This is a genomic window from Dysgonomonas sp. 520, from assembly GCF_010501095.1.
Classification (GTDB): domain Bacteria; phylum Bacteroidota; class Bacteroidia; order Bacteroidales; family Dysgonomonadaceae; genus QVMP01.
Genome location: NZ_QVMP01000011.1, coordinates 26,038 through 40,613 on the forward strand (window position 1 = coordinate 26,038; position 14,576 = coordinate 40,613).

Genomic DNA, 14,576 nt, shown 5'->3' on the forward strand with positions numbered 1-14,576 from the left:
TAATATAATGAAAACAATATATAACAGATATATGAAGCAATTGCTGAAAAATGGATTGAGACTATCCGTTATCGCTTCCATTGTTTTTAGTGTAACAAGTTGCGATCTGGATGAAGAAGGATATAATTTTTATCCGTTAGATGACTATTTTGAAAATACATCGCGACTTGAAATGGCTGTAAATGCTGCCTATATAGGATTATGCAATCAAACAACTTACGGACAATATTGGATGGTATACGACACCGACACCGACCTGTCGCACATAAAAGGTTCTGATATAGGTCATGTTGCCAGAGATTTGGGGCATTACAACATATACAGCACACACTCTTGGCTACAAGACACATGGGCTACTTATTATACCGGTATAGATCGTGTGAATCTCATTCTGGAGAACATGGACAAGGTTCAAATAACGGATGAAAAAGACACCATATTTTTTAAAAATCTGGTAGGACAATCCAGAGCTTTACGGGCAATATACTATTTCGATTTGGTTAAGTTGTTTGGAGATGTTCCTTTGAGAACAAAATCGGCAGACAAATATGACGAAGTACGTGTGCCAAAAACCGACCGTGCAATTGTCTATGACACCATAATTGCTGATCTGAAGAGTGCCATTATTGATCTTCCTTGGAGAGACGAAATGACCCAAACAGGAGAACGTATATCTAAAGGAGCCGCAATGGGAATGTTGGCAAAAGTATATTTGTTCCGTGGTGGATATTCTCTATATGGCGCAGGAAGCTCAGGAACATTGAAACGTCCTGACAACTACAAAGAATATTACCAAGAAGCTAAAAAAGTATTGGACGAATTAATCACTGCAAATAAACACGGATTACTTAAAAGTTATGAGCGGGTCTTCAGGAATATGTGCGAATTGGAATACGATCCGTTCGAGAATATGTTTGAAGTATCATTCTTCTCGCTCACCGGGCAAGTAGGAACATCCAGTACGGTGGGTACTTATAACGGACCAGAAATAAATGCCGCTTCATCATACGGACGTGCCAATTCTTTTATAAAAACTCAAAATTTCTTCTACGATACATTTGATCCGAATGGTGACCTAAGAAGGGACGTTGCTATAGCTACTTTCAGCATAAATAAAGACGATGTAGTAAAAGAAATTAACAGAAAGCAAAGTTACAACTGGGCACCGGGTAAATGGCGTCGCAACTGGCATACAGGAAAGATAAAAGATAATAACAATACAGATCTGAACGCTGTTATTCTTCGCTATGCCGACGTATTATTAATGCGTGCCGAAGTGGAAAACGAATTGAATGGAGGTCCGAATGACCTAGCAATTGAAGCACTTAACCAAGTGCGTCGCCGTGCCTTCGGTAAAGATTATTTGACAGCAGATGCAGCCTTCGATCTGAGAATTTCTGACTTTGGTGATAAAGAATCTTTCTTCAATTATCTGTTTGAGGAACGTGCCCGTGAACTATGTTTCGAAGGTCATCGCCGCATGGACTTGATTCGTTGGGGATTGCTTAACAAAACATTGACTGACACCAAAAAGAAATTTGATGATGCTATTGCAAACAAAGAAATGAACTCTTATACATTCACGGCTGCAATTCGCTTCAAAACGGGTGTACATGAGCTATATCCCATACCTGACTACGATGTAAGGGAAACCGGAGGAACAATAATTCAAAATCCCGGATACTAACAAAAACAATATAGGGAATGCCTCCAAAGCCGTGAGGCATCCCTTTCTGATATAACATAAAAACGCAAAAATTTAGAAATATGAAACACTCTAAAAAAATATGCTTATTGGCACTATTAGCTATGGCATGTTCGGTAAATACATTTGCTCAAGGATTCGCATCTTTCGATGTGGAGGGTTCGTTGTTCAAATCGAGCATAAAAAACATAAAGACAGGACCTTCGAAAGTAGAAGTTATTGTTGGTAATGATGTTGATCTGAAAAATGTAAAATTCAAGTACAAACTACTTAGTGCATGTCGTTTAGAAGATAAAATAGACAAAAATTTCACTTCTCCTCAAAAAGTTGAGATCAGCAAGAATGCAACAAGCAAAGACTGGACTATACTGGTGAAGAAATTACAACCTGCAACGCTGCCCTTGGATATAAGTTTCTCAAACGATGATCCTTCTATTTACAATTCCTCTACCAAGGGATGGGTGACATTTAACACCGACGAAGGTAAGCCGCAAGTAGTAAGGTTTGGCAACTCGGATGTTAGTTTTTTGGTTGCTTTCGATGGTGAAGCAAAAGACGTTTCGTACGACCTAAAGGTTGTTGGAGCAAAAGGAACTGAATTTGACGGAAAATTTGAAGTAAGCGCTTCTCCTGATGGTAAAAACTGGAACACGATAGTGACTTACGACAGCAAAACGCCTTTCTCAACAGACAACAGTTTCACCAACGAGCTCGAAAGTGATGTACGTTTTGTGAAATGGACATATGTTACTCGTGAGAAACAAAATGTCAATCTGAACAATATTATAGTATCTCCAAAATAAAATTTATAAACTTTTTTAATATACAATGATTATGAAAAAATTATTTACATTTTTTGCCGTTTGTTTAATGGCTTCGAGTATTTCAGCTCAAAATTTCACGAAATTTAATGCAACCGATAATGCTGGAGTGAAAATATTGAATGACTTTTCAACTAGACCAGGAGCTGGACAATTAGACATTATAGTTCCTGAAAATTTCGATGTAACTAATGTTATTTTAGACTGTGCAGTTGGCTCAAATGACGAGATCGTAACCAGTCCTCTCCCTACCAATTTTTCATCACCTCAAACTATTATCACGAAAATAACAGCAACAGGAGTAACCAGGACATGGAATGTTACTTTCAGAAAACTGAAACCATCGACATTGCCCCTCGATCTTACTTTTTCAGCCGGATTCATGACAAACAGTTGGGATGCAAATACTGTAGGTTGGGCAGGAGCCGCTTTTGATCCGGCAGATAACAATTCTAAAATAGTACGTTTTGCTAACACATCCGCAGCTTTCATCACTGCTTTCTCCGATGCTCCCGGAAAAGTATCATTTACAATGACTGCTAATGGTGTTTATGGGGAGGGTATCTTTGATGTATTCAGTTCGGAAGATGGTATTAACTGGAAAAGTGAAATGCAGTTTAATAGTGAAAAACCTATAACAAATACAGCTACTTCTTATGACTTTACTCCCTCTTCAAATGTACGTTATGTAAAATGGGTTTATACAAAAAGAGTCCAAACTGTATCAATGAACAACATCTCCATAGAAAAAGGAGTGAGTACAATCATTGAAGAATCTACTTTAGATGCTAATGTATATGTTAATGGCAACGAGCTAATGGTTGGTGCCGAGGTGAATAAAGTTGAAGTTTACAATGTTACAGGTTCTCAGGTTTTAGCAGCTAGCAACCCTTCAACTTCAATAGACCTTTCCGGATTGGCAAAAGGCATTTATGTAGCTAAAGTAACCGCAGATAATAAAGCGAAGACTCTTAAATTTATCATTAAGTAAATTTACAACTTTTAGTTTTTACTTATTTTGCCATGCTCAAATCAAAGCATCAAAGTAATTATAACTAAAAATTCAAGACGACTTTAACATAATAATCAAAACTGTTGAACCCGGCTAATTTGTGATGCAGTTAGTCGGGTTTTACTTAAACCACACCTACAACCATGCAAAAAACTCTTCAAGCAACGGCAATCGCATTTGGGTGCGCATCTGTATCTTTCCTGCACATGAATGCTCAAACCCAGAACACAGAAAAGAAACAACCCAACATTATTTTCATACTTTCCGACGACCACGCATATCAAGCCATTGGAGCGTATGGTAACAAAATTGCCCAAACACCAAACATTGACCGTATTGCAAATGAAGGGGCGTTATTGACAACCAATCTTGTAGCAAATTCTATCAGTGGCCCTAGCAGGGCATGTTTGTTGACCGGAAAATATAGCCACATGAATGGTTTTAAGGAAAATGAAAAAGACGACTTCGATATGAATCAGCTTCTCTTTACCGATGTATTGAAGCAGTCGGGATACCAAACCGCATGGATAGGAAAAATGCACCTTGGAAGTTTGCCACGAGGTTTAGATTTTTGGAGTGTACTACCCGGACAAGGACACTATTACAATCCGGATTTTATTTGCCAACCCAATGATACGGTCAGGTTTGATGGTTATGTGTCTGATGTTGTCACCGATTTGTCTTTAGATTGGATCAAAAAAAGAGAATCTTCCAAACCATTCTTTCTGGTTATTGGACACAAGGCAACCCATCGGCAGTGGCTACCCGATTTGCAGGATTTAGGAGCATACGATGATATAAACTTTCCTTTACCTGAAAATTTCTACGATAATTATGAAGGTCGTGAAGCAGCTTCGAAGCAAGACATGAGTATAGAAAAAACTCTTGACTTGAAGCGTGACCTTAAAGTTCATGGTGATTATGTAAATCACCCCAGTTATAACCGCTTCACAGATGAACAGAAAAAAATATTCCAAAACTACTACGAAGACAAAATAACTAGAGAGTTTGATGACAAGAACCTATCGGGAAAAGAACTGACTGAGTGGAAATTTCAACGCTACTTGAAGGATTATTATGCAGTTGCAAATTCTATGGACAGAAATATAGGAAGGGTATTGGACTATCTGGACGAAAATAACTTAGCAGACAACACTGTTATCATCTATACATCCGATCAGGGATTCTATATGGGAGAACATGGTTGGTTCGACAAGCGTTTCATTTATGAAGAATCGTTGAAAACACCGTTTGTCATCCGCTATCCGAATGTTATAAAAGCCGGAACAAGAAACGATAATCTCATCTCAAATATAGATTGGGCACCTACCGTTTTGGATATTGCAGGAGCAAAAATACCTGACGAAATACAAGGCGAATCTTTTCTGCCTTTATTAGCGAAGCCTAAAATAAATACCAAGTGGCGCGATGCCTCATATTATCATTACTATGAGTTTCCCGAACCTCATCATGTCTTTCCTCATTTTGGTATCCGTACCGAAAGGTATAAAATTGTAAAATTTTATGGAGGAGTTGACAATTGGGAATTATACGATCTTAAAACTGATCCGCAAGAAATGTGCAATTTGATTAACAATCCTGAATATAAAGGGATTGTGACTGAATTGAAAAAGAAACTGAAAGACCAAATATTAAAATATAAAGATTACGAGGCTTTAGAAATATTGGATAAAAGTAAATAAGATCGAAATATGAAAAAAAGACAAATATATTATTGTTCGGTTGCATTGTGCGCTATATCCGGAATAAGTCACACATCTGCTCAAGAGCAAAAATACAATATACTTTTTATCGCCATCGACGACCTGAAACCGGAATTAGGATGTTACGGAAATAAACTGATAAAAACACCAAATATAGATAAGCTTGCCGATAGGGGTACTGTCTTTGCTAGTAACCATTGCCAACAGGCTGTAAGTGGCCCTACTCGTGCAAGTATTATGACGGGGAAACGCCCGGATTATACCCAAGTGTGGGATTTAAAGACCCGAATGAGAGATATTAATCCTGATATTGTAACACTTCCTCAGTATCTTGCGTCGCAAGGATACGAAACCACAAGTATAGGAAAAATCTACGACCCAAGGTGTGTGGACTCATTTGCAGATAAACCATCCTGGACTATTCCGGCTCATGAAATAACCCGATATCCCGAAGGTTTTACACCTCCAGCTCTTGACTATTTTCAAGACCCGGAAACAAAACGTTTGGTGGAAAAATACGAGGCAGAAGCCGCAAAACTCAAATTAGACTCTGTTGAAGCTCGTAAATATGTTGTGAGGCGTATCAAGCCATCAACAGAAAATATTGATGTTCCTGATGCCGCTTATAAGGATGGGGCTATGGTTGTGCAGGCAAAAGATATAATGTCTGATCTGGCAAAAGGGAATAAACCTTTCTTTTTAGGGGTTGGTTTTGCCCGCCCGCACTTACCTTTCGTAGCTCCTACAAAATACTGGGACATGTATGACAGGGAAGATATGTCTATCGAACCCTTTCAGCTACATGCAAAAAACACATACGAATTTGCCTATCACAACTCATGGGAGTTGCGCAGCTATACCGACATACCTCTCTGGACAAGTTTCACTGATAAGCGTGAAGCCAAGATACCGTTACATAAACAAAAAGAACTGATACACGGTTACTATGCCGCTATTTCTTTTGTGGATGCGCAAATCGGAATTCTGTTAGAGCAATTAGACTCTCTTGGGTTGACAGACAATACAATTATTATCCTTTGGGGAGATCATGGGTGGCATTTTGGCGATCACGATCTTTGGTGCAAACAGACCAACTTTGAACAAGCTACACGTTCGCCTCTTATTATTTCTGCACCGGAATTGAAAAAAGGTTATACAACTTCACTTACCGAATTTGTGGACGTTTTCCCTACTTTAGTCGATTTGACAAGTCTTCCCATTCCCGATTATCTGGATGGAAAAAGCCTTGTTCCCTTAATGAAGCAGCCTGAAAAAGAATTCAAAGGTTTCGCAGTAAGCCAATATCCTCGTGATGACGGTGTTATGGGTTACACAATCCGCACAAAACGATACAGGTATACTTGTTGGATGAAAGATAACTATACAAGTGCACAGCCTTTAAAAAACGATCATATTTTTGCCCGCGAATTGTATGACTATGATGTTGATCCACTCGAGACAACTAATGTAGTGAATGAAACAGATTATCTGGCTGTTGCAAAGGAGCTGGATAAGACCATGAAAGATTTTCTGAAGTCACAAATACGCAAATAAAACTATAACAATGAAATACTGTGCCAACAATGTAAAGACGGATTATAATACATATTTAGACAATAAAAGTTGTTTGGTCGAATGTAGCGAAAAGGCTTCATTACCATAGCAATTAGTTGCGAGTGATATCTGCCAACCTATAATAAACTTCTTCTTTCAAGAGGGAGGTAAAAGTGTGTTGTTAAAAACATAAACTCTATTGTTTCTGCATTAAGAATATTCTATATTTGTTTATGAAGTTGTCTCGACTTTTCTTTTTTTATTCATTTCTATCATCCTGAATGTATAAAGTCAAGATAATTTTTGTGTTAACTAATGAATCTTTATTACCTGTACCTATATGAAAAAATACATCTTTTCCTGTGTATTTATATCTTTATTTTACATATATCGAAGTGTCCTGTTCGGAAATACACCTGATAATATAAATTTCTCACAGATTTCTATCAATGATGGATTATCTCAAAGTACGGTTTTTAACATAGTGCAGGATAATGCCAATAATTTATGGTTTGCCACCTACGACGGACTGAGCAAATATAACGGTTATAACTTCACGGTTTTCCGTTTCGATCCCGAAAACCCCAACAGCATTGCGTCCGACATTGTACGTACATTGTTTGTTGATTCTCAAAACAGGCTTTGGATAGGCACACGAAATGGTTTGTCAAGATATAATTTCGAGAAAGAGACGTTTAAAAATTACACTCAGAATCTAAAGGGATTTTCTAAATCGCAGGTAAATAGTATTACAGAACTAGAAAATAATCTCTTATTGCTGGGTACTAACAACGGACTGATTTTATTTGATACGGATAAAGAAAACTTTATTCCTGTTCCGGGTATGGAAGATAACCAATTCATGGCTAATGCTTTTCTTCATCTGAGTGGTGATATCTGGATAGGATTGAATAACGGATTGATTATTTATAACAAAAAAGGCAAAAAAGTAACCCGCTCTATCTCTCATCTCGAAGGGTTATTTGTCCAGTCCATGCTACAAGAAGCTGATGATAAAATCTGGGTAGGAACGGAAGGCTCAGGCCTATTTTTAATCAATGACAAATACAATACGGTTAAAACCTATCGTTCAAGCAAATCCGATCCGAACAGTATTTGCTCCGACTTCATCCGTTCTTTAGCTCTGGATAACAGTGGACGGCTTTGGGTAGGCACATTCGATGGATTGAATATTTATAATAAACGGGAAGACAACTTTTTCCGTTACAAAAACAAACCACTGCAAGAAGGCTCAATTTCACAAAACTCAATCCGTTCCATTTTCAAGGATAACCAAGGTGGCATGTGGTGCGGTTCGTATTTCGGTGGCTTAAACTATTACCATTCGCTGAACAACCGCTTCATGCACATGAAGCTGATTCCTAATACAAATTCGCTGAACGACAATGTAGTTAGCTGCATTGTAGAAGATGCCGATCACAATTTATGGATAGGAACCAACGACAACGGAGTGAATTTTTACGATACAAAAACAGGGAAATTTACTTATTATATGAATTCTCTGAACTACGATAACGGAGTAGAGTCGAACAATATTAAAGCAATATATGTAGACGACGCCAATGGCTTGGTATATATTGGCACACATGCAGGAGGACTGAGTGTATTGAATAAAAAAACAGGGCGGATTCAGCATTTCAATACAAACAACAGTTCGCTGACCGGAAACAACATCTATTCCATAATAGACAGTGGTCTGGACTTTCTCTGGATAGGCACACTGAAAGGAGTTATGAGGTATTACCCAAAAGACAATTCTTTTGTCGCCGAATCGGATTTGTTGGATAATATTTTTATTACCCAGATTTTCAAGGATTCTCAAAACAGGCTTTGGATAGGAAAAGAAGACGGATTGATTATTTATTCGCCTACAAACAAACAGATTGTAAAACTAGATATTATAGAGAATAACCAATTATTGAAAACAGCATTTGTAAATTGTATCACATACAACAACAAAGGCGAAATCTGCATAGGTACAAGAAGCGGCTTGTATATATATTCGGAAAAAGACCGGACATTAGAACATTATACCACAAAAAACGGGTTGCCCAACAATGTGGTTTACGGAATACTAGACGATAGCCTGAACCGTTTATGGCTAAGCACGAACAAAGGATTGGTGTGTTTTACTCCTTACTCCAAGGAATTTCGTGTCTACAGCCAAAATGATGGCATACAAAGCAACCAGTTCAACTCATATTCATATTGCAAAACTTACGACGGATTGATGTATCTTGGCGGCATAAATGGCATCACCGTATTTCATCCCGAAAAACTTGTAGACAATCCGTATACTCCGATAGTAACAATAGACAAATTATTCCTGTTCAATAAAGATGTGATGCCCGACGACGAAACAGGAATTTTGGATAAAGCTATTTCGCTGACGGATATGATCACTCTAAAGGCCAATCAGACTTCTTTCTCCTTAGAGTTTGTTGTGTCTAACTATGTATCCAACAAGCACAACCTTTTCGCATACAAACTAGAAGGTTTTGATGAAGATTGGATATACACCACCGACAACAGAATAGTTACGTATACCAACCTCAGTGACGGCACTTACACACTGCTGGTGAAAGCTGCCAACAATGACGGAATATGGTCGAAAGAAGTGAGGACTCTGGAAATAAAAGTTTTGCCTGTATGGTGGAGAACCTGGTGGGCTATATTGTTGTTTTCGGTTGCAATTATAGCTATTTCTATCATCGTTATCCGTACGGTCTGGTTCAGAAAGATGCTTAAAAAAGAATTGAAAATGGAACAATTGGATAAGTTACGTCAGGATGAACTGAACCAGATGAAAACCCGTTTCTTCATCAATCTTTCGCATGAACTGAGAACTCCGCTTACACTCATACAGTCTCCATTGGAAGAAATAATGAATAAAGGAAATAATGACAAGTGGATGCAAAGCCAGCTTCAATATATAAAGAAAAATACAAATAAGTTGATGCACATAATCAATCAGTTGATAGATTACCGGAGGGCTGAACTGGGTGTATTTGAATTGAAAGTAGTGGAACAAAACCTGAACGATTTTGCATACGATAATTTTATACTTTACGAAAGTCTGGCTAAAAGAAAAAAAATAGACTATTATTTCGATTCCGAAATTACGGACCGGAAAGTCCTATTTTCGCCACAGTATATTGAGATAATATTAAACAACCTGTTATCCAATGCTTTCAAGTACACAAAGGAACAGGGAACAATCACAGTCAGGATAAAGAAATCGGGTCAGGATATTGTATTGGAAGTGGAAGATACAGGAAAAGGTATTCCCTTCAATTTGCAGGAAAAAATATTCGACCGTTTCTATCAGACCAGCCCTGACCATACAGGTAGCGGCATAGGTTTATCACTGGTAAAACATCTTGTGGACATGCATCACGGAAGGGTGGAACTGAATAGTGAAGAAGGAAAAGGAAGTTGTTTCAGGATTTTCATACCTCAAAACAAGTCCGTTTATGCCGAAAATGAATTTGCCGATAGCAAAGACGAAGAAGCGGAAAGAAAACCTAAAACTACAGAAGATATTATATCATCCGATGATGAAATAGCCGGAAACAATGAGTTGAACGAAGATGTGAAAAAGGGCACAATATTGGTTGTGGAAGACAATGTGGAAATATTGGATTACCTGAAAAACGAATTGAATAAAGAGTATAATGTTATTATTGAAGAAGACGGGCTTCCTGCCCTTGAGGTATTGAAAGATCAGGATGTAGACCTCGTTCTGACAGATGTTATGCTTCCCGAAATGAGTGGAATAAAATTATGCAAGGCCATAAAACAAAACATCAGGACATGCCATATCCCTGTCGTCATCTTGTCGGCAAAAGCAAATACGGAAGATCAGCTGGAAGGCTTGGAAGTTGGCGCAGACGATTACATTACAAAACCTTTCTCCATAGCCATACTGCTTTCCAAAATCCACAATATTTTACGCTCACGCAAGCGGATGTTGGATCATTATTCAAACTCGTTCGATGTTGAACCCGAGAAAATCACATTCAATGCAATGGACGAAGAACTGATACGAAAAGCAACCGAGATTGTTAAAAACAACATGGATAATATAGAATTTTCTGCCGACGATTTCAGCCGTGAAATGGCAATGAGCCGATCTAATTTGCATTTGAAACTGAAAGCTATCACAGGAGAGTCTACAATCGAATTTATACGTAAAATAAGATTCAACGAAGCATGCAAATTATTGAAAGACGGACGCTATAATATCTCGGAAGTGAGCACTATGGTAGGGTTCAATTCACCATCCTATTTTGCAACGAGTTTTAAAAAATATTTCGGATTTTTGCCCACAGAATATGTTAAAAACCTGAGAAAATAACAAAGTTGCTATTCTATTCAACAAAATTAAAAGTAGAGAAAGCCTATTTTCAATTCATTTCAACATTCATGAACAAGTAAAATCTGGTCAAATTATATTTTTGTTATGGTTTCTAATTCACCATGAAAATTCATAAACTCATAATAGAACTATAAGATGAAAACTAACCTTATTTTTACGTTGTTAATCTCCTATGCGTTTTTTGCATCTTGCAACAAAACTCAACAAGAAGATTATAATTGGTTGGCTAACGCCATTGAAGTGAGCAGTTCGCAACTTCGACTAACATCAGAAGAAATTGCCGATTCGACAAAATTCCCCAGATCCATAAAAAACGGAGAGCGCAGACTCGAAGATCTGTACGATTGGACAAGCGGTTTTTTCCCCGGCAGTTTGTGGTACGAATACGAACTGACAGGTGATAAATACTTCGAAACACAAGCATCGAAATTCACAAATCTTTTGCACGACCTGAAAGATTATAAAGGAACGCACGACTTGGGTTTCATGGTATTTTGCAGTTATGGAAATGCCGAAAGACTAAGTCCTAACGATAGCATCAAGCAAGTATTGATAGAAAGTGCCGAAAGTCTGGCTAGCCGTTACAACGATACCATCAAGGCAATTCGTTCGTGGGATTTCGGAGATTGGAGCTATCCCGTAATCATAGACAATATGATGAACCTGAAACTTCTTTTCTATGCCAGCGATATATCGAAGAACGAAAAATTCAGAAATATTGCTATCCAGCACGCAAATACTACGATGAAAAACCATTTCAGGGATAATTACTCATCCTATCATGTAATCAGTTACCTGCCTGTAACAGGAGCGGTGGAATCGAAAGGAACATTTCAGGGATATTCCGACAATTCGTCTTGGGCAAGAGGTCAGGCTTGGGGATTGTATGGATACACTGAATGCTTTGAGGAAACAAAAGACAAGCGATATCTTGATTTCGCAATCAAAATTGCCGATTACATCATGAAAAGTGTAAAGACAGAAGACCTTATACCCTATTGGGACTATAATGCACCCGATATACCCAATGCACCGAGAGACGCTTCGGCAGCGGCCGTTACCTGTGCAGCATTGTTAGACCTAAGCACATTGGTTGAAAATGGCGACGAATATTTCAAATATGCCGAAACCATTCTTAAAAACCTGTCAAGTGATAAATATCTGGCGAAGATTGGCGAAAATCAAGGTTTCATCCTGATGCACTCGGTAGGTCATCTGCCGGCAGATTCTGAAATTGATACGCCCCTCAATTATGCCGACTATTATTATCTTGAGTCAATAAAAAGATACGCCGCTATAAAAGGAATAGATACTAAAAAACTGGTTGCTGAAAATAAAGCTAGATAAGTTAAATAATTAGTTAAAAAAAAGATATATAAATCATACCATGAATAATATCACAAAATATATACTGATAGCCTTCTGCCTGTTTGTTTCGGGAACAGTGAATGCTCAGGAATTAAACAAAGAGGCTTTAAATCTGGTCAATCTGGACTATAAAGGGTTGGAAAAAGTAAAAGCATTACACAGCGAAGGTAAGGATAAAGAAGCAATGAAAGAGTTGCTGAACTACTACCGTAGCAGGAAAGATGTTAAGCATCCCGATATAGACCTGACCAGAGTCAGGATTTCGAAAGGCGACCAGAAAATGGCGGATGAAGCACTTGAACATAAATTCTTTTCGCACAAAGGATATCAGCCATCATACTTTTATGGTGATGATATCGATTGGACATACTGGCCTGTACAAGACAATGAGCTTCGCTGGCAATTGCACCGCCATAAGTGGTTTGGTCCGATGGGAAAAGCTTATCAGGTGTCGAAAGATGAAAAATATGCCAAAGAATGGGCATTTCAATACATGGATTGGATCAAGAAAAATCCATTGTTGGATAGAAAAACTGCAACCTCTGCCCAACGTGAAAACATGCGCTTTGCATGGAGGCCGTTGGAAGTGAGTCACCGTTTGCAAGATCAGACAGGACAATTCCTGTATTTCGTAAAATCGCCACATTTTACACCTGAGTTTTTGAGCCAGTTTTTGGTTAACTACCACAAACATGCGCAACATATACTTGCCAACTATTCCGATCAGGGCAACCACTTGTTGTTCGAAGCTCAACGTGTTCTTGCGGCAGGAGCATTTTTCCCAGAACTTAAAGATGCCTCCACCTGGAGAAAAAGCGGTATAGGCGTATTGAACGAAGAAGTAGATGTTCAGGTGTATAGCGATGGCGGGCAATTCGAACTCGATCCTCACTATCATTTGGCTGCAATCAATATTTTCTACAAAGCCATTCAGATTGCCGATGTAGGTGGTTTCAGAAGCGAGTTTCCTAAAAAATATCTGGATACGGTTGAAAAAATGATCGTTTTCTATTTCAATATATGTTTCCCCGATTATTCTAATCCTTGCTTCAGCGATGCAAAGGCTACAAAAAAGGAGGAGATGGTGAAGCACTATAAAAACTGGTCGAAGGTGTTCCCCGATAACGAACAAATAAAATATTTTGCCACGGAAGGTAAAAAAGGACAATTGCCTGAAAACCTGACTGAAGCATTCAAAACATCAGGGTTCTACACTTTCAGAAATTCATGGGCTAACGATGCTACGGTTATGATCCTCAAAGCAGGCCCTCCCGGGTTCTGGCACTGTCAGCCCGATAACGGAACATTCGAATTATGGATCAAAGGACGTGATTTCTTCACAGATTCAGGAAGCTATGTATATGCGGGTAGTGAAGAAGTGAACAAACAACGCGATTGGTTCAGGCAAACAATGGTTCACAATACTCTGACGTTGGATAACAAAAACATTGAAACAGCTGATACTAAATGTTTACTTTGGGAGAAAAAAGACAATGCTGAAATACTTGTCGTTGAAAATCCGAGTTACAAAGATCTGAAACACCGCCGTTCTGTATTTTTTGTCGATAATAAATTCTTTGTTGTTGTAGATCAGGCAATCGGTTCTGCAACAGGCGACGTTGCCATACACTATCAATTATGTGCAGGAAAAGCCGATATAAATCATAAGAACTTCTCTGCCACAACAACTTTCGGCGACAAAAACAACATTATTCTTCAATGCTTTGGAGAAAAAACCATGACTATGAAAGACGAAGAAGGTTGGATGTCTACCGACTACAGAAAGAAAGAGGAACGCCCTGCGTTTGCTTTCAATGTCGATAAAAAAGCGGGACAGAATGTACGTTATGTGACAGTCATTTATCCTGTTGCAGACAGAACTTCTGCTCCGAAAATGAAAGCTGCCATAAAAAGCTCTGCCACTGATATGAGCAAGATGAATGTTGAAGTAAAAATTGGCGGTAAAACCTACAATTTGGCATACAAGCTATAA

At 38.4% G+C, this 14,576-nt stretch carries 8 protein-coding genes; all 8 read left to right on the top strand.

What is annotated here, in order from left to right; translation table 11 throughout:
* The first annotated feature begins 7 nt into the window (after positions 1-7).
* The 8 genes from D0T56_RS08180 (at position 8) to hepC (ending at position 14,576) form a co-directional block, all read left to right on the top strand.
* Positions 8-1,687, top strand: a complete 1,680-nt coding sequence (locus tag D0T56_RS08180; RefSeq protein ID WP_163319653.1) for a RagB/SusD family nutrient uptake outer membrane protein — start codon at positions 8-10, stop codon at positions 1,685-1,687.
* Positions 1,688-1,767: 80 nt separating this feature from the next.
* Complete coding sequence (locus D0T56_RS08185) at positions 1,768-2,508, top strand: discoidin domain-containing protein (RefSeq protein ID WP_163319654.1); 741 nt, start codon at positions 1,768-1,770, stop codon at positions 2,506-2,508.
* Positions 2,509-2,539: 31 nt separating this feature from the next.
* Entirely contained in the window at positions 2,540-3,517 is a 978-nt protein-coding gene (locus tag D0T56_RS08190) for a T9SS type A sorting domain-containing protein (protein WP_163319655.1), read from the top strand.
* 164 nt (positions 3,518-3,681) lie between these two features.
* The gene (locus D0T56_RS08195; protein WP_163319656.1) at positions 3,682-5,241 is read left to right on the top strand and encodes a sulfatase; all 1,560 of its coding nucleotides are present in this window, start codon (positions 3,682-3,684) and stop codon (positions 5,239-5,241) included.
* Between the two features lie 9 nt (positions 5,242-5,250).
* Positions 5,251-6,816, top strand: a complete 1,566-nt coding sequence (locus D0T56_RS08200; RefSeq protein WP_163319657.1) for a sulfatase — start codon at positions 5,251-5,253, stop codon at positions 6,814-6,816.
* Positions 6,817-7,156: 340 nt separating this feature from the next.
* Positions 7,157-11,194 carry a two-component regulator propeller domain-containing protein gene (locus D0T56_RS08205; RefSeq protein WP_163319658.1) on the top strand — a complete coding sequence of 1,346 codons (4,038 nt, stop codon included), beginning with the start codon at positions 7,157-7,159 and terminating at the stop codon, positions 11,192-11,194.
* A 156-nt stretch (positions 11,195-11,350) separates the two neighbouring features.
* A complete protein-coding gene (locus tag D0T56_RS08210; protein WP_163319659.1) occupies positions 11,351-12,562 on the top strand; it encodes a DUF4995 domain-containing protein in 1,212 nt (403 codons plus the stop codon).
* 40 nt (positions 12,563-12,602) lie between these two features.
* A complete protein-coding gene (hepC, locus tag D0T56_RS08215; RefSeq protein WP_163319660.1) occupies positions 12,603-14,576 on the top strand; it encodes a heparin-sulfate lyase HepC in 1,974 nt (657 codons plus the stop codon).

Excerpts from the sequence above, each read along its gene's own strand:
- D0T56_RS08180 (WP_163319653.1), top strand. The coding sequence starts at position 8 with ATGAAAACAATATATAACAGATATATGAAGCAATTGCTGAAAAATGGA.
- D0T56_RS08185 (WP_163319654.1), top strand. The coding sequence starts at position 1,768 with ATGAAACACTCTAAAAAAATATGCTTATTGGCACTATTAGCTATGGCA.
- D0T56_RS08190 (WP_163319655.1), top strand. The coding sequence starts at position 2,540 with ATGAAAAAATTATTTACATTTTTTGCCGTTTGTTTAATGGCTTCGAGT.
- D0T56_RS08195 (WP_163319656.1), top strand. The coding sequence starts at position 3,682 with ATGCAAAAAACTCTTCAAGCAACGGCAATCGCATTTGGGTGCGCATCT.
- D0T56_RS08200 (WP_163319657.1), top strand. The coding sequence starts at position 5,251 with ATGAAAAAAAGACAAATATATTATTGTTCGGTTGCATTGTGCGCTATA.
- D0T56_RS08205 (WP_163319658.1), top strand. The coding sequence starts at position 7,157 with ATGAAAAAATACATCTTTTCCTGTGTATTTATATCTTTATTTTACATA.
- D0T56_RS08210 (WP_163319659.1), top strand. The coding sequence starts at position 11,351 with ATGAAAACTAACCTTATTTTTACGTTGTTAATCTCCTATGCGTTTTTT.
- hepC (WP_163319660.1), top strand. The coding sequence starts at position 12,603 with ATGAATAATATCACAAAATATATACTGATAGCCTTCTGCCTGTTTGTT.